The 17,063-nt window shown below is 54.8% G+C and carries 11 protein-coding genes and 1 tRNA gene; 4 read left to right on the plus strand and 8 right to left on the minus strand.

The genetic code is table 11. The annotated features are described in order from the left end of the window. Nucleotides 1-150: 150 nt before the first annotated feature. A complete protein-coding gene (rpsA, locus tag Q8902_07240) occupies nucleotides 151-2,349 on the minus strand; it encodes a 30S ribosomal protein S1 (protein MDP4199349.1) in 2,199 nt (732 codons plus the stop codon). 631 nt (nucleotides 2,350-2,980) lie between these two features. Between rpsA and Q8902_07245 the strand changes: the two genes are divergently transcribed. Then, complete coding sequence (locus tag Q8902_07245) at nucleotides 2,981-4,597, plus strand: T9SS type A sorting domain-containing protein (protein ID MDP4199350.1); 1,617 nt, start codon at nucleotides 2,981-2,983, stop codon at nucleotides 4,595-4,597. Here the strand turns inward: Q8902_07245 and Q8902_07250 are convergent. The 3 genes from Q8902_07250 to Q8902_07260 are packed head-to-tail and all read right to left on the minus strand — an operon-like array spanning nucleotide 4,594 to nucleotide 10,345. Beyond that, entirely contained in the window at nucleotides 4,594-6,297 is a 1,704-nt protein-coding gene (locus tag Q8902_07250; GenBank protein ID MDP4199351.1) for a multicopper oxidase domain-containing protein, read from the minus strand. The two genes, Q8902_07245 and Q8902_07250, sit on opposite strands and share 4 nt — an antisense overlap. 1 nt (nucleotide 6,298) lies before the next feature. Then, on the minus strand, nucleotides 6,299-7,525 hold the full coding sequence (locus Q8902_07255) for a kelch repeat-containing protein (protein ID MDP4199352.1): 1,227 nt from the start codon (nucleotides 7,523-7,525) through the stop codon (nucleotides 6,299-6,301). Nucleotides 7,526-7,582: 57 nt separating this feature from the next. Beyond that, nucleotides 7,583-10,345 (minus strand): PAS domain S-box protein, encoded by a 2,763-nt coding sequence (locus Q8902_07260; GenBank protein ID MDP4199353.1) that lies wholly within the window; start codon nucleotides 10,343-10,345, stop codon nucleotides 7,583-7,585. Between the two features lie 275 nt (nucleotides 10,346-10,620). Here Q8902_07260 and Q8902_07265 point away from each other — a divergent pair. Further along, nucleotides 10,621-10,693 (plus strand) — tRNA-Arg (locus Q8902_07265). 124 nt (nucleotides 10,694-10,817) lie between these two features. Further along, a complete protein-coding gene (locus Q8902_07270) occupies nucleotides 10,818-11,219 on the plus strand; it encodes a hypothetical protein (protein MDP4199354.1) in 402 nt (133 codons plus the stop codon). A 26-nt stretch (nucleotides 11,220-11,245) separates the two neighbouring features. Here Q8902_07270 and Q8902_07275 read toward each other — a convergent pair whose 3' ends face one another. From Q8902_07275 to Q8902_07290, 4 genes are all read right to left on the minus strand, one after another. Then, entirely contained in the window at nucleotides 11,246-13,735 is a 2,490-nt protein-coding gene (locus Q8902_07275) for a thiamine pyrophosphate-dependent enzyme (GenBank protein ID MDP4199355.1), read from the minus strand. Between the two features lie 235 nt (nucleotides 13,736-13,970). Further along, a complete protein-coding gene (gene miaA / locus Q8902_07280) occupies nucleotides 13,971-14,933 on the minus strand; it encodes a tRNA (adenosine(37)-N6)-dimethylallyltransferase MiaA (protein ID MDP4199356.1) in 963 nt (320 codons plus the stop codon). A gap of 124 nt (nucleotides 14,934-15,057) precedes the next feature. Further along, entirely contained in the window at nucleotides 15,058-15,693 is a 636-nt protein-coding gene (locus tag Q8902_07285; GenBank protein ID MDP4199357.1) for a protein-L-isoaspartate(D-aspartate) O-methyltransferase, read from the minus strand. A 61-nt stretch (nucleotides 15,694-15,754) separates the two neighbouring features. After that, complete coding sequence (locus Q8902_07290; GenBank protein MDP4199358.1) at nucleotides 15,755-16,552, minus strand: hypothetical protein; 798 nt, start codon at nucleotides 16,550-16,552, stop codon at nucleotides 15,755-15,757. 229 nt (nucleotides 16,553-16,781) lie between these two features. Here Q8902_07290 and Q8902_07295 point away from each other — a divergent pair, with 229 nt between their 5' ends. Then, complete coding sequence (locus tag Q8902_07295; protein MDP4199359.1) at nucleotides 16,782-17,057, plus strand: hypothetical protein; 276 nt, start codon at nucleotides 16,782-16,784, stop codon at nucleotides 17,055-17,057. Nucleotides 17,058-17,063: the final 6 nt, after the last annotated feature.

Below are 17,063 nucleotides of genomic sequence, written 5' to 3' on the forward strand. Positions count from 1 at the left end.
TAAGACCTTTCGCTGCTCCGCAGCTACGCATCAGCCTCGAAGCGGCGGAAGGATTTAGCCTGGCGGCGCAAGCCCCAGGGATCCAGATAAAACCAAAAGCGGCGCCGGTCTTTCGATCGACGCCGCTTCTGAAACAACTATTAAAGCCGATTATCCTTCGACTTCGTCTGTCGGCTCTGGCACGACTTCACCCGGCGCGGGTGGCGCGGGCTCCATCATTTCCTCGGGGAGATCGAAGTGACCGAGCTCCTTCGGTGATGGTGCTTGCTCGACGAGTTTCGCGAGATCGACTTCGCCAGTGCCTTCGGCCGGTGTGGTCTTCTTGCGGCCACGACGTGGCTTGCCATCGGCGGGCTCTTCGCGGCGCTTCTGCATCTCTTCCAACGTCTCCTTCGGAATCGGATGCTTCGCGTTGAACTCTTCGAGTGCCTGGCGGTCCTGCGACTTAAGCCACTCGGTTGCCGATAGCACGATCTTGTGGTTCTCTGCATCGAACTCGATGACGCGCAGGCTCAGTGTGTCATCGATGTGGAAAGAATCCGAAATCGTTTTGATCGGGAAGAATGCAAGCTGCGAAATTGGCACGAAGCCATCGATGCCCAGTCCCGACGGGTCTTGCAACTCGACGATAACGCCCTTCTCGATAATGCGCTCGATCTTTCCTTCGACATCCTTGCCTTCACCGTAGATCGTCTCGAGATTCTCCCACGGATTATCGAGCACCTGCTTGTGACCAAGCGAGATACGACGATTCTCGAGATCGATCCCGAGGATCATCACGTCGATTTCCTGGCCCTTCTTCAGGACTTCACCTGGATGACGAACTTTCTTCGTCCACGACAGATCGCTGATATGGACCAGACCATCGACACCCGGCTCGAGTTCGACAAAGGCGCCGAACTGTGTGATGTTGCGGACGATGCCATGATGCTTCGATCCCATCGGATACTTCTCGAGGAAGAGGGTCCAGGGATCGGGCTCGAGCTGCTTGAGTCCAAGCGAAATCTTCTTCGAATCCTGATCGATGTTGAGGATGATTGCTTCTGTCTCGGCGCCCAACGTGAGCAGCGATGATGGATGCTTCACATGCTGCGTCCACGACATTTCGCTGACGTGGATGAGGCCCTCGATACCCTTTTCGAGTTCGATAAACGCACCGTAGTCCGTCATCGAAACGACCTTGCCCTTGACGCGCTGGCCAACGGCATAGCGCTGTTCGATCTCGGCCCACGGATGCGGGGTGAGCTGCTTCATGCCGAGCGAAATCCGGCGCTTGTTCTCGTCGTAATCGAGCACGACCACGGTAACGACCTGATCGAGCTTGACCACTTCGGATGGATGCTGCACGCGGCCCCACGTGAGGTCCGTGATATGTACGAGACCATCGATACCACCAAGATCGACGAACGCACCGAAATCCGCGATCGCCTTGACCGTGCCTTCGAGCACCTGTCCGCGTTCGAGCTTCTCGACGATTTCCTTGCGCTGATCGAGCAAATGCTCTTCGAGCAAGACCTTGTGACTGACGACGACATTCTCGTTCGGGAAGTTGATCTTCACAACGCGAACATCGAGTGTCTTGCCGAGGAACGCATCGAAATCGCGCACCGGCTTGACATCGATCTGGCTGCCTGGAAGGAATGCCTCGACGCCGAGAACATCCACGACCATACCGCCTTTGATACGGCGCATGCACTTGGCCTGCAGGATTTCGCCGGTCTTTTGTGCTTCAATGATGCGCTGCCATGTGCGGGTAAACTCCGCTTGCTTGCGCGAAAGCACGAGGCGGCCTTCCTTATCCTCGATCGACTCTAAAAATACTTCGACTTCATCGCCGGTCGCGAGGTCCGGTGAAAGATTGAACTCACTCTTGGAGATCACGCCTTCGGACTTGAAGCCGATATCGATCGTGACTTCTCCATCCGTGATGGCAACGACGCGACCCTTGATGATCTCGCCATCTTTGAGCGGTGAAAGCGCACCGCCATACAATTTTTCGAGTTCGGCGTGCTCTTCCTTGGAGTATCCACCGCCGAGCTTAATGTTGGGATCGATGATCGTCAGATTGCCGCGATCGCGTCCACCACCCTGGTTCGATCGTATCGTAGAGGAGGTCGTGGGCCGCAGTTTCTTGCGCTCTTTTGCTTCAGTTGTTGCCGGAATCACAGCCGCCGGCGTCACATCCGGAGCGATCTGTGCTGTGGCTGGTGCGGCAGGTTCTGCAATCTCCGCGAGTTCTGTCTCCGGATGATGGTGACCGTTAGTAACTGGTGCCTCGAGAGTGGCACTGATTGTGTCAGTGGTAGCATCCGCCGCTACCGGCGAAATTTGTTCGTTAATGTCTGTCATGGTGTCTTCTAATCTCCGGGCACGAAATGGTTAATAATCCGGAGCGCCCGCACGGCCCGTAACGCACATGCCTCCGACTGTAAATGACCCCTTTTTCAAGGGCGGGTCACAACGGCGTCGCCTAATAAGTAGTGCCCTCACGACGCCGGGATGGTTTTAGGGTACTTCACCTCCGCCTTTGTAATGTGCGGGTTTGTCCGATGGTTTTCCGCCTGCATACGCTAGACTAATGTGGGAAAACATATTTATCGACTATTCCCGCAAGAGCGAAAACCGAAACTGCCCTCTCGCTCGATTCGGACTACTTCCTTCCGAAGTGGTTAGTCGGCAGGTGTATTTTTCAAGGGGAATGAACGCTGAAACTGTTGCAGCCTTGGGGCGGTCCCTTCCGCGGGAATGGACGTTTTGTACGATCTACAATGATCAGGGGTTGTAGCTTATCCCGCCCTCGAGTACATCGAACTGATGAAGGACCGGCAGCGATGGGTGAGAGCCCGTGCTCGGCAATCTTACCCCAGGGGTCCATTTCCGCCGCGGTACTGAGGGCCGGGGCTGCCGCCGCAGGCGTTGATTGTTATGGATTGATTTGTGGGATTGGAATCCAAATGACTTGACCGGGAGTTGAACAGTTGTGAAATCTTTCTCTTGCCCGTCAATCGGCAGCATTACTGCATGCCTCTTCCTGCTGCTTGCTCCAATAGCGTTTCCCATAATCGCTTCGGCGCAAACCTCGATCATTGCGATCGTTGACACCACCTTCGCTCAGGCAATGGGTGGAAAAGTCGAGACCGCGCTTGGCGCATACGATGATGAAGCAACCGACTTCTACGTCTATTTTGGAAGCAAGATCACAGTTTGCGGTAAAGTCGGAACTGCGGACCCAGCACTCGAGAGATTTGGAGTGATTCGTTTGAATCCAGAAGGCACATTCGATTCGACCTTTGGCACAAATGGTCGCGCTGTTCTCTCGTGGGGCCCATCCGACTACCCTAATCGCATCTACATGCAGCCAGACATGACGGTACTCGCCGCGGGCGTGAGCGGCCTGACGGATCTTGCCGGCGACCAGGTCCCTGCACTCTTCAAAATTAAGTCGAACGGAGAGCCCGATTCAAGCTTTGGTACCAACGGGCGCGCCGTTCTCCGACACGATGCGGCATCGCGCGGTGAATTCAGAAATTTATTCCCGGCTGGCAACGCCTTCATCGCCTGCGGTAGCATCACTGCCAATAGCGCGAACGGTTCAACCGGGTTCTATGCGGTTCGCTTCGGTCCGGCCGGATCGCCCGACTCCGCGTTCGGCACGAACGGTATGGGCTTTCTTCCGTCGAACGTCCATTCCGTGAGCGGCTTTCTTTCGAAGAATGCGACTGTCATCTTTACAGGCGTCTTGGAGACCGGAGGGAAATCCGTGATCGCTCTCGGACGCCTGACGGCATCCGGGCAACCGGATTCATCGTTTGGCGTGAACGGGGTCAAGAACACGGGGATCGTCTTGACCGCAGACACAGAGATTGTCTCGGCGATTCAACAAAACTTCGATCTCCTGGTTGCCGCGCCACTACAAGGTGCCTCGCAGACACGACCGTTCACGCTGGTTCGCTTTACTTCCGATGGAGCGATCGATAGCTCCTACGGAACGTACGGCCTCTCAACAATTCCGATCGCTCCGTATGCGACGGCTCGAGGCATTAACATCGCGAACAACGGCAAGACGGTCGTCAACGGCAGTGTCGGAAGGACGATCGAACAGTCCGCGACCGCTCGTATCGATCTCGAGGGCGTTCCCGATCCGACCTTCAACCGCACGGGTATGGCCGTGATCGATTTGGATCACGGTCTATATTCGAATTACTTGATTCAGTTCGTCGGTATCGGCGGAAAACATTACATGGGCTTTGGCGGCACAAGGCAAAATGGCAAATTAAATTTTATGGTCGCCCGTTTCAAGGACGATACTGTCCGCAGTGACGTTCGAATCGCTCAGCCGGTTCGAGGTTCGTTCCAGTGCTATCCGAATCCTGCTTCGAACGAGGTAACCATTACCGCGGCAAGCGGGTCAATTCAGGGACTCTCTGTTCTCCTCAATGCGCTCGGCAGATCGATCGTATCGAGCGAAAGTCCGCGCGTTTCTCTTGACCCTGGGGCGCGATCGCTCGACGTATCCGACCTTCCAAATGGATTGTATTACTGCATCATCGAATCTTCGGGAATCCGGTCGATGCAGAAGTTCATCGTCGCACATTAACGACAGAGCGCCGCGTCCGCCCGCATCACGAGCAGTCGGGCAGTTAGCCGGCCTAACTCAATCGTATACGTTCCGGACGCGAGGCCATTCGTGAGTAACAGGTATCGATCTGTCCCTGCCGAAAGGGTCTCTTTCACCACGGTGGCGCCCCGGGCATTGACGACTGTTAAGCTCTCGTCGCTTCTCAATGTCGGGAAATGCAGATTCGTAGCATCGGCTGCAGGATTCGGAATGATGTCGAGCGAGGACGCGTCCGCAGCTGACTCGTCCACTCCACTCTGCGGATCGACCTGGAAATTCGCCATCATCCCAGCGTCCGCATGCTCCAATTTGTGACAGTGAATGACGAACAGGCCGGGATACTTGTCGAACTTCATCAGCACATTCACTTTCCCAAACGGATCGAGGCGGATGACATCTTTCCATCCGCGCTCATGGACATCGGGCGGATTCCCATCGCGGTCGACCACCTGAAACTGCCCGCCATGCACATGGACCGGGTGTGTGTTCGCTCCTTCACTCTGGAACGTCCATTGTTCGAGATCGCCGAAGGGGACATGGGCATCGATGCGCGTAAGGTCGTATTGGAGATCGTTGATATGATGGAGCGCCGCGAAGGTCCAGACACGGGTTCGCTTTGCATCGGCCACAGTATGTGGAATAATGGCCGGGAGTGTCGTCGGGATCGTCCCTCCGGAGGTACCAGTCTTGCTGATTTGAAATTCCAGCAAGTTGAGTTCGGCCCCTTGCGGCACGGCCCCGGAGCCCGGTGCATCGCTGAACGTGAATGACAATGATTTGAGCGTCACAGACTGCCCCTGAGCATAGCGCGAGAAATCAATCAGAACGTCCAGCCGCTCCGCCGGTGCAAGGTTCACGGAAGTAACGGATGTCGGCGCATCGAGGAAGCCGCCGTCATTTCCAATCACGATAAACACGCTGCCATCCGAGAGCGCGAGTTTGTAAAAGCGGCCGTTCGATGCGTTGACAATTCGGAAGCGGTACAGTGTCGGCGCAATGGCGAGGAACGGGTTTGGCGTACCATTGATCAGGATCGTATCACCAAGCCAGGCGCTCATGATGTCTGCTCCGGTCGGATTGTAGATGAGTTGACGGTTTGCGTCCACTCGCTTATCCTGGACCATCAATGGGACATCGTACTCGCCGGATGGGAGTCCCATCGCCAGTTCTTCCGCGTCTTCAATCAGGAAGAAGCCGGCCATGCCCATGTAGACCTGCCGGGCTGTCGCCATGTGCGGATGAGGATGATAGAAATTGATACTGGCACGCTGAACGATCGGGAAGGAGACGCTATAGGATGATCCCGTAGCGATGACATCGATCGGGTGACCGCTCGCGGCGGCCGGAGCATCGACGCCATGCCAGTGGAGCACGGTTTCTTCCGCTAACTGATTGTGGACCGTTGCCGCAAACGTATCGCCCCTTCTTATTTTGATCGTCGGCGAAGGGAACGAGCCATTGATGAGGAGCAAGTTCGTCTCGACATCCGGATACACGCGGAACGTACCCGGTGCAAGTGTCAAATCGCCACCCGTAATGACAGGAGGAATCCGGAGCGGCTGAGGATCGAGCGAGAGCGCACGTGGATGGCTTTGGACCCACGCGAACAGCTCCGGCGACACGGCGGCGGCAATCCCGGCCTGAGCCGCGCGATGCAAAAACGTGCGACGAGTAATCATCCTATTGTTTCAGAAGCATCTCTTCGATCTCCGAAGTCCCGGTCCGGATTCGAATTGGATACGCTCCGTTCGGTAAACTGGAAAGGTCAACGGTGCTATTCAAGGGATGCTGTTCGATGTCCTCGGTCACCAGGACTTGCCCGAGGAGATTTGTGATCGTGATATGCAAAGGACTTTCCGACCCAGCCTGTATGGTGACGCGGCCATCCGTTGGGTTTGGATAAACTGCAATCGAGCCTCTGGAAGGGAAGAGCGAAACGCTACTTTGCGCGGGAGTGAACACCTCGTTCATATTCAAGAAGCCAGTGCCGTCTCGCCCACCCATCACATAGACTCGACCGCCGCACAGTGCCCCGCAGAGCCCCGCACTTCCATGCAGCGTGCCCGATGTTGAAGGGCTGGTCCACATGTTCGAGACGGGATCGAACAGTTCGAAGGTATTCAGATAACTGAATCCATCGAATCCGCCAAAGGTATAAATCTTACCATCAATAACGGCAGCGCACAGTCCTTGTCGCTGCGTAAAAGTACCCGTGACCGTCGGAACAGACCAGGTTTTCGTCGTAGGATCGAACACTTCCGGTGAAGGCAGCGAGGCATTCCCTTGCCCGCCGATAGCGTAGATTTTCCCACCGATGATTGTGGCTGTAAGATCGGAGCGCGGGGTGAGCGTTCCGCTGGTTACCGGTGTCGACCACTCATTCGTCGTTGGGTCGAAAACTTCCAGAGTGTTCAGCACACCGTTGTTCATATCGTAACCACCCAGCACAAACACCCTATTATTTAGGAAAACAGCGGCGGAACGCCACCGTGGCGTATAGGTCCCGCTCATCATAGGTGCGGACCATGCCTTCGAGACGGGATCGAAAATCTCGACGGTGTTCAGCGCCCCCGTGGCGTTCGCACCGCCAAACGTATAGATCTTCCCATCGATCGCGACCGAGCAGAGTCCTCTTCGAGGTGTGAATGTTCCAGTCGTGGCTACAGTGTCCCAGGAATTTGTCGAAGGGTCAAACACTTCAAGCCGGTTGATGTAGGATTGTCCGTTGAATCCACCGATTGCATATATCTTGCCGCCCACTACGCATGTGGTGAACGCTCCACGGGGAGTGAACCCGTTGGAAGAAAGGTCGGCCCAGCTACCGAGTAGATCCTCGGCGGTGGCGGGTTGAGCGCGGGTGTAAGCGGAAAAAGAAAGCAGGAAGAAAAAAAGCAGGCAAGCTCGCATTATCGATACGCAACTGACCCCAGACAAGAACAATTCTGATGCGAGATATGCCGTGACTCAGCGCGCCGAGCCCACGGGTTGGAGGTTTTTCTCTAGAACCTTGTATAATTGTTGGCTTGTGAACGGCTTGGTGAGATAATCGACGCAGCCGGCATCGAGTGCGGTTTGCCGATCCGTCTGTCCGGCAAAGGCAGTCACCGCAACAACCGGAATGCTGGCCGTGCGCGCATCGCGTTTGAGTTCGCGCGTCAGATCGAGCCCGGTAGTGAACTCACCGAGATTGATATCCATCAGAATCAGGTCGGGAAGCACTTGTGCGAGTGATTGCCGTGCCTGAAAGATATTGGTTGCCCGGATCACATTGTATCGCGGTCGTAGTAATGCTTCGGCAAGCTTCACGGATTCGGGCGAATCCTCCACGAGCAGGATGGAGCGCATGACTTCTGGTTCTGTCTCTACCACTGGTTCTGTATCTACCATTGGTACAGGCGAAGCTACCTCCACGCCTTGCGGCAGATTGCGGGGCAACTGCACCACGAACCGGCTTCCGGCACCGGGGGCGCTGTGCACTTCAATCGAGCCGCCCATGGCCAGTACGAGGTGACTTGCAATCGTCAATCCAAGGCCTGTGCCTTGATGGGTCCGGTCGAGGCCTGTCGATACTTGATGAAATTCTTCAAAGATGTTTGGCAATCGCTCCTCCGCGATCCCAAGACCGGTATCCTCAACAACCAGTCGAAAGTCGCCGCTCAAGAGCTCATCGCCAATCTTAAACGAATGAAATCCCGCTGGTACGTTTTCCAGGCAGTCCGATGCGGTGAGAATCCGGATAGTAACATCACCCTGCTCGGTAAACTTGATTGCATTACCGACGAGGTTTGTCACCACACGCTCGAACTGTTGCGGATCGATGAGGGCCATTGCGTTTTGGAGCGTCGGTGTAAACCGTAGGCGGAGTTTTCGGCGCGCCGCGAGCGGTTCAAGCAATGCACAGGTGCGCTGCACTTCCGCATTCACATCCACCATCAACGGCGAGAGGACCACGCGGTGGGACTCGACTTGGGCCAAATCGAGAATGCTGTTGATCGTCCCAAGGAGGCGTGTTGAGCTCGACTCGATAATGGACGCATAGTCTTTCAATTCAGGATCGGTCACACGCTCGGCCAGGATTCCCGCAAACCCCAGGATTGCCGTCATGGGCGTGCGGATCTCGTGACTCATATTGGCGAGAAAGCTCGATTTCAATTTACTCATTTCCTCGGCATGTTCCTTGGCGCTGAGCGCTTGGTTACGCTCCTGCTCGAGTTGAGCTTCGAGGGTTTTCCGTTCGGAGATGTCCTGCGCGCTTCCGACAACACGTACCGCCCAGTTCCGATTGTCACGCTCGATGACCCCACGGTCCCAGACCGAAATGTAATATCCATCCCGATGTTGAATGCGATATTCCATCTCATATTGCTTCTCGTGCCGCAATGCATTCTTCACAATCTCGCGAACACCAGGAAGATCTTCGGGATGGATTCGGCTGAGCCACCAATCGAGCTTGCGAGTAAACAGGTCAACATTGGGATCGAACCCAAGGAGCGGAAAGAGTCCCGGCGTATCGATGAACTCGCCGGTCTGAATGTTCCACTCATAGATGACAGCCGTGACCGCATCGGCAGCCAGCCGAAACCGGTCATTGGCTTGTCCCAGATCGCGCTCGGACTTAACACGTGCGGTAATATCATGCGTGGCTCCAACGAGACGAGTTGCTGTTCCCAATTCATCATAGGATACGATGCCTCGATCCCAAACCCATACCCAGTGACCGTCCTTATGAAGCATTCGATATTCTGCTTCGCAAATCTTACCGTTCGGAAACTGCTGAATGACCGCCCCGTTTGCTATGGCGAGATCTTCGGGATGAATGCGGGACTGCCACCACGTGAGCGTTGCCGTCTCCGGCTCCGCGATCGGGTCATATCCCAATAAGGCCAGAAGACTGGCCGACCGTCTGGACTCGCCGGTAGTCAAATTCAAATCGTAAATCATCGAATTGACCGCTTTGGAGGCGAGTTGAAACCGCTCGTTCGCTTCCTTCAACTCTTGCTCAGCACGAACCTGTGCCGTTACATCCTTCAAAAGTGCGATACGCGCGGGTTTCCCATGATATTCAATGGGGCCGCTATTCACGTCCACATGAATGAGGCTTCCATCTTTCTTCTGGTGGAGTTGGATGCCACGCACGGAGTTTCCTTCCTTCGCCATGAGTGGCAGAAGATCTTTGAGCCGTTCTCGTTCCGAAGGTGGGCGAATGTCCCAAATTGTCAAACTCGTAAATTCTTCCAGGCTGTAGCCATATTGCCGGCAGGTCGCAGGATTGACCTTCAGGATTCGGAGCGTTTCCGGATCGATCACCCACATTGCAAGGGGACTACTTTCGAATAACATCCGGTACTGTGCTTCGGAGGTCACCAACTGTCTCGATTCCTCCCAAGTCGCGGTCACGTCTTTCCCAAAAACTGCGACGGATTCGATCTCATCTCCACTGCGAATCGGGTTGAACGAAAATTGGATAATCGATCGGCCCGCGGGCGTATCGTAGGGTCGTTCAACGGAGAATTGCTCGCCGGCGAATGCGCGATCGTAGGCATCATTCCAAAACGAAGCCTCGCCCGGTGGAAGAAATGCTCCGAGGTCCATCCCCTGGGTGAGTTGGACGCCGTAGATCCGTTGCATGATCTCCTCCAGGATCGAATTGAAAGCAACCAGGCGGCGATCCCGATCGACCGAGCTAATTGCCTGGTCCGAATGATCGAGGACTGTTTTCAGTCTCATGTGAAATCGGGATAATTCTGCATTCGAATTTTGGAAAGGCATTTCTTCCAACATTCCCGATGAAATGTCAGACTGCATTTCCGGCTCTTTCTGATACGGTCGCTGCAATTTTGGCGAAAAACAAAGCGTTTAAGTACAAGTTCTCAGCTTAAGGGATATCTTCCAGGCAACCGTCAAGTTTTCTTACCATTGCTTTTACACCAACTCGCAAAAGCCGGTTCCCTCAGTAGGTTTTTCCGAACGCAGATGTGTGTTCGATAGTTAGTCGGTCAGCAGCACCAGTAGCTCAATGGATAGAGTACCGGTCTTCGGAACCGAGGGTTGGGGGTTCGAGTCCCTCCTGGTGCACATCGCGAGTCAAATATAAGACAGTCCCAGGATCACGTCACACATAGTTGTCAACATAAGTCAACTCATCCGGTGACAGGCGGCATAGGCCTTGTAGTTTTCCGAGTTATTTCGGAATATTATCATGAGCTACAACCGTAATCCCTATCTCTTATCCATACTCTGCGCTATTGGACTTTTCGTCGTGGGATGCACCAGCTCCCAAAAGTCTACGAATGGCTCAACCTTTAATAAAACCGCTACGGGCAGTATTGTCCAAGTGACCGAGGATGAGTACCACATCCACATGCCGACCGCATTTCCGGGTCCAATCGTCTCGTTCCATATCACGAATATGGGGGAGCACAATCATAACTTCAAGATCAAAGGTGGTAGTGTCGAGCAACAGCTACCAGCCGAGATCCTCCCCGGACAGAGCGCGGATTTAACCGCGCATCTCGCACCGGGACAATATGATATCTATTGCCCCTTATTGGGTCACTCCGATCTCGGAATGCGCCTGACCGTGACTGTTACGCAGCCATAGGTTTGGCCACAAGATCAGCCATACGATTACCAGATCTCTGGAAATTGGGTCGGGTCGCTCTCGCGCATGAGCGAGTATGCGGCTTCGAGGACGTCTTCGACTTGTGGTTTCGAAAAATAATCGCCGTCTGTCGCATAGGCCGGACGGTGGTCTTTCGCGGTGAGCGTCACCGGCTTCGCATCGAGCCAGCGATATCCATCCTGCTTTTCGAGAACCTCTCGGAGCATATACGCAGAAGCTCCGCCGGGGACATCTTCGTCTAAGAAGATGATACGGCTGGTCTTCTTAATAGACTCCAGGATTCTGCCGTGAATGTCGAACGGCAACAAGGTCTGCACATCGATTACCTCGAGCGAGACTCCAAGTTTTTCGAGTTCGACCGCCGCGTCCATCGCAATGCGGCACGACGCGCCATACGTTACGAGCGTAATGTCCGATCCTTCGCGTAAGATTTCCGGGATGCCTAGCGGTACCGTAAACTCACCAATGTTTGCGGGGATTGTCTCCTTGAGACGATAACCGTTTAACACTTCCACAATGAGCGCTGGATCGTCCGAGCGGAACATGGTATTGTAAAAGCCGGCGGCTTGTGTCATGTTTCGCGGCACGAGCACGTACATTCCACGCAGCGCACTCAGGATCATACCCATCGGCGAGCCGGAGTGCCACACGCCTTCTAATCGGTGACCACGCGTTCGGACGATGACCGGCGCCTTCTGTCCGGATTTGGTCCGCCATCGTACTGTTGCCAGATCGTCCGAAATTGTTTGAAGTGCAAACAGTAAATAATCGATGTACTGAATTTCGACGATCGGTCTCAGACCGCGCATCGCAGCGCCAATGCCCTGACCGACGATGGTCGCCTCGCGAATGCCGGTATCGGTCACGCGGCTTTCACCGAACTTCGCCTGTAAATCTTCGAAGCCTTTATTGACATCGCCGATCACGCCGATGTCCTCGCCGATGGCAAAGATGCGCGGGTCGCGTGCCAAGGCATGATCGAAACAGGCCTGCATCACCTGGCGGCCATCCACCTTGGCTTCGTTGCCAGTGTATTCTGCTTTGATCTCCGGCACCCGTAACGCGGACTCCGAACTCTCGCTATAAATGTGCGACGTATACTCGTCGAAGTGCCTGGCATCCGCCTGACATTTCCATGCCAGTAATTCTGCGGCGATAGCAGGATTCTTCACGAGGCGGAGCACTTTCCCGACTGCGCTGTATACGTCCTTATCGAAGGGCTCTTTGATCGCGTTCAGCGAATCCTTGATGGCAAGGACCTCGCTCCCGCTCTCGACCTGCGCCGCTATGCGCTCGAAGATTGCGCTCACTTCCGCAATGCCGGTTTGAATCGGTGCAAGATATCCATCCCACGCGGCTTGTTTGGCTTGATCGACGATCTTCTTATCCTCGGCTTCAATCGAATCAACTTCTTCCGCGCTTGCAATGCCGGAGTCAATAAGCCACTGGCGCATGCGCTTGACGCAATCATGCCGATCCTCCCACTCGAGGCGCTCTTTCGATTTATAGCGTTCGTGCGAACCTGAAGTCGAGTGGCCTTGTGGTTGAGTCAGCTCCGCGATATGAAGGAATACCGGTGTATGCTCCTTGCGGGCGCGCTCGGTGCCTTCGCGATAGGCCTTCACCAACTCTGCATAGTCCCACCCGTTGACTCGGTAAATCAGATAGCCTTCACCAAACTCGTTCGTCTCGAATCCTCGGAGTATGGCAGAAATATCTTCTTTGCACGTCTGGTATTTAGCTGGCACACTGATACCGTAGCCATCGTCCCACACACTAATTGCCATTGGGATACGCAGCACACCCGCGGCATTGAACGCTTCCCAGAATAATCCTTCAGAGGTCGAGGCATTGCCGATCGTGCCGAACGCAACTTCGTTACCGTGATCGGAGAATTGTTCGAAGCCCTCCTGCAATACTGGTGTCTCGCGAAAAAGTTTTGAAGCATACGCGAGTCCGACCAGGCGTGGCATTTGTCCGCTTGTCGGCGAGATGTCCGCGGACGAATTCTTCTGCTTCATGAGGTCTTTCCATGAGCCGTCCTCTTTCAAACTCCGCGTAGCAAAGTGGCCATTCATCATCCGTCCGGCCGATGCAGGTTCGGCCTCGATAGACGTATGGGCATACAACTGTGCGAAGAACTCCTGAATAGTGTAGAGGCCCGCAGCGAACATGAACGTCTGATCGCGGTAGTAGCCGCTACGCCAGTCGCCGTTTTTGAATGCGCGTGCCATGGCAACCTGCGGGACTTCTTTGCCATCGCCGAAAATCCCGAATTTCGCCTTGCCGGTCAGCACTTCGCGCCGGCCGAGCAGACTCGCTAATCGACTTTGATGCGATATTCGATAATCGTTGAGAATTTCTTCGCGCGTGAGTCCGAGCTCGCGCCAGGTTTCCGTCTTTGTTTTCTTGTCTGACACCGTATGGCCATTAGAGCCATTTTTGGGGAGGTCCGTCGTGTCAGATCGTTTTGCCTTTGCGGCCTTGGTTGGCATAGTTGCCGCGTAAACAGAAGGGGGAGAGGTTTTTATCCCTGAGCAATGCCAGAATTGCGCGCCGAACGCCCGGGTTCTGCAAGTTGGAGGGTTTGGATGGCTTCAACAGAGACTGAATCTTGATTTTATGAGATTGCCAGAGATAAGTCAGATTGTTTCCCCCGATTCAATCTGCCGCATGTCCGGTCAATCTCATAAAATCAAGATTCAGCCTCTAGGTCGAGAGTCCAGGCCGTCAGGCAAGGACTGGTTCTATCTGCCGGTACTTCTTCATCCACGTCACCTGCCGCTTGGCATATTGGCGGGTGCGGATAACAATTCGTTCGCGGGCCTCCTGAAGCGAGAGAAGGCCTTCGACAACATCGAACATTTCCCGATAGCCAATTGCACGCATCCCATAGGCTTCGCGCGTGACGCCGCGGCGCATCAGACGTTCGGCTTCGATGGGCCAGCCTCGCGCGATCATCCGATCGACTCGTACTTCAATTCGATGCCAGATTTCCGGGCGGGGATGATCGATGACGTGAAACTCCGGTTCATACTCGAATGGCTCTGGTTTGCGCTCTCGAGCGACACCAAGCGGCTCGCCCGTCGCATAGAAATGCTCCCAGGCCCGCTGCAAGCGGATCGGGTTCATCTCGCGGAGAATCTGATCGAATAGGACAGGATCGACTCCTCGAAGACGCTGGTGCATTTCCTCGAATCCATATTCCTCGATCTCGGACCGGGTCCGGTCTCGAGCGGCATCGAGTTTCCCATTGAGGGGCTCGACAGATATGATCCCATCGAAGAGGGCATCGATATACAGCCCGGTCCCTCCAACCACAATTGGTGTCTTGCCACGACTCATGATGTCGCGGATTGCTTCACGCCCCAGGCGGGAATACTCGGCGGCACTGAAGTGATCGTGTGGATCGAGAAAGTCGATCAGATGGTGCGGAATGCGCGAAAGGGTATCTTTGTCCGGCTTTGCGGTACCGATATCAAACCCACGATAGAGTAAGAATGCATCGGCATTGATAATCTCGACCAGCGGATCCGCTTCGGCAATCCTCAGGGCAAAGTCTGTCTTGCCCGCTGCCGTAGGACCTGTAACGACCAAAATTGTGCGTAAATATGTCACGGGGAGAGCATGGGTAAGGAGGTAACGAAGGAAAATCCCGTTCTCAGTTGTGAAAAACCGTTCATACTGTTTCATCACACAAAAAGAACGAGATTTTTGAGTATTATTTCCAGTCACCTCCGCGGTGACATTCTACCGGCAAGGCATATTTTAAGAAAGGCGTTTCGTAAGAAAAATATCGAGGGACCTCTCTAAGATGTCAAGCGGACCAGCCCTCTTTCCCGATGAGTGGGACAAACGCAAAATCAATCAGCTCCTCGGCCTTCAACTCGTCTCCATTCTTTCGGATCAAATACATGCGTTGCCGACCCATATCGCCAATGGGAATCACCAAGCGGCCACCATTTGGCGAAAGTTGTTTGGCGAGCGATTCCGGTACGTCCGGGGCGCCGGCAGTGACGAGGATGGCGTCGAACGGTGCGTATTCGGACCAACCGCGTGTTCCATCGCCAGCTCGGGAAATCACTCGATATCCGAGTGATTCCAAGCGTTTGCGTGCTACTTCCAGCAACGGGATATGCCGCTCGATCGTATAGACACGCATTCCCATTTGTGCCAGTATCGCCGCCTGATAGCCAGAGCCGGTGCCGATTTCCAGGATCTTCTCGCCGGGTTTTAGCCCGAGAACTTCTGTTTGATATGCTACGGCAAATGGCTGGGAGATCGTCTGTCCCTCACCGATTGGCAGCGCGGAATCTTCATATGCCTGACGCACGAATGTTGCTTCTAAAAATCGCTCGCGTGGGACTTTCGAGATTGCATCGAGCACCCGTTCATCGCGGATGCCTCGGGCGCGGAGTTCTTCGACCAATCGTTCGCGGGCAATTGAGACCATCCCGCCATGTTTCTTCGCTTGCAGTTGCACGTGTTCTTAACTACGAATTCAAAATGCTATACTAATATCCATAGACGATCCCGCCATCTTCGATCGAGAGCCATTCTCCTTCTGGCACGAACGAACGCTCGCGAGTCGATGGCGTGGAGAACCGGTCATCCAGAGGGATTTCGAACCGCACCGCCGTCCGCGCATCAACCGGCCCGATCAACCAATAGTCGCAGCAACCTTCATGTTGCTTGCGGAGTCCGAGCGCATCGAATACGCGCCGTAGCAATGCTTGCGAGGAATCGCTCGCGGTCAGCAGAAGCCAGGAGATCCGCCGGTAACTATTCGATTCTGCTGGCGCGCCGGTCGGAGTGATCGGAGCGCGACGGCTTTCGCCTGCGCCATCGCGCGGCACAAACACCATGTCGAGCGGTGCAATGCCGCGCAGACCAAACCCGGAGGAGGTCAGCGGTCCGTGCGGAATCGCCAGCGAGTCGAATCGCGCGAGCACATTCGAAACATCATCGACCGCGAAACTTACTCCTGCAACATGATCGCCGTATGCCGCGAGCGCGCGAGCCTTCCAATCACTCGTGTCCAATTTTGAGCTGGAGACGAAATCGATCGACTCTCCACTCGGCAACCGGATCGTGACCGGACCATAGGGCGCAAATTCTTCCGGGCCAAACGAAAACCCCTGCAGAAGAAACGAGCGCATCGTGCTATCCAAATTCGCCGTAAGATAGGTAATGCGCTCCAAACGGATGGAGGAGGTCTGCGCCTGCAACCGGCCAGGCGTGACCAGCGAGGAGACCGGGAACACCAGTAAGCAGATTGGGAACATCCGCCCAATTTGCTTCAGAATGGCCATTCTTGCTTTCAGACAATCACTCAAAGGCACTTTTTTGCCCGGTTAGCTGTACTCAACGCGCCTAACTTAGCTTCTTCTTATGCAAAGGAAACTTTGAACAGGGATCCTCGCGGGAGAGTTAAGCGAATCGCGAACAAGATAGTTTGACAAATTGCCGCCGATGATGGGCCATCGCGGGCGAGCGGTCATCAAACGATCACTACCCAACGAACAAACGACGCCTATGCGCATGCAGTCGAAAGATAAAGAAATCCTTCCGGGCACCGAAGAGCCGAGCATCAAGATCGGCACACCGCTCAGCCGATTGCAGGTCTCCCTCATCCAGGAATCGCTCCGCGAGACCGGATGGAAGCATTCGGACTACTTCCACGGCAACCACACGCCGGGCGGCATCCGTCCAACGTTCAAGATGACCGTCTTCCAGGCCAAAGCCGGACTCAAGCGCTCCGAAGTCGTCCAGAAAATCCAGGGCATCGTCGGGAAGTTCAAAGAAGAGAAGGCGTAAGCCGCG

This window comes from Bacteroidota bacterium, assembly GCA_030706745.1.
Taxonomy (GTDB): domain Bacteria; phylum Bacteroidota; class Ignavibacteria; order Palsa-1295; family Palsa-1295; genus PALSA-1295.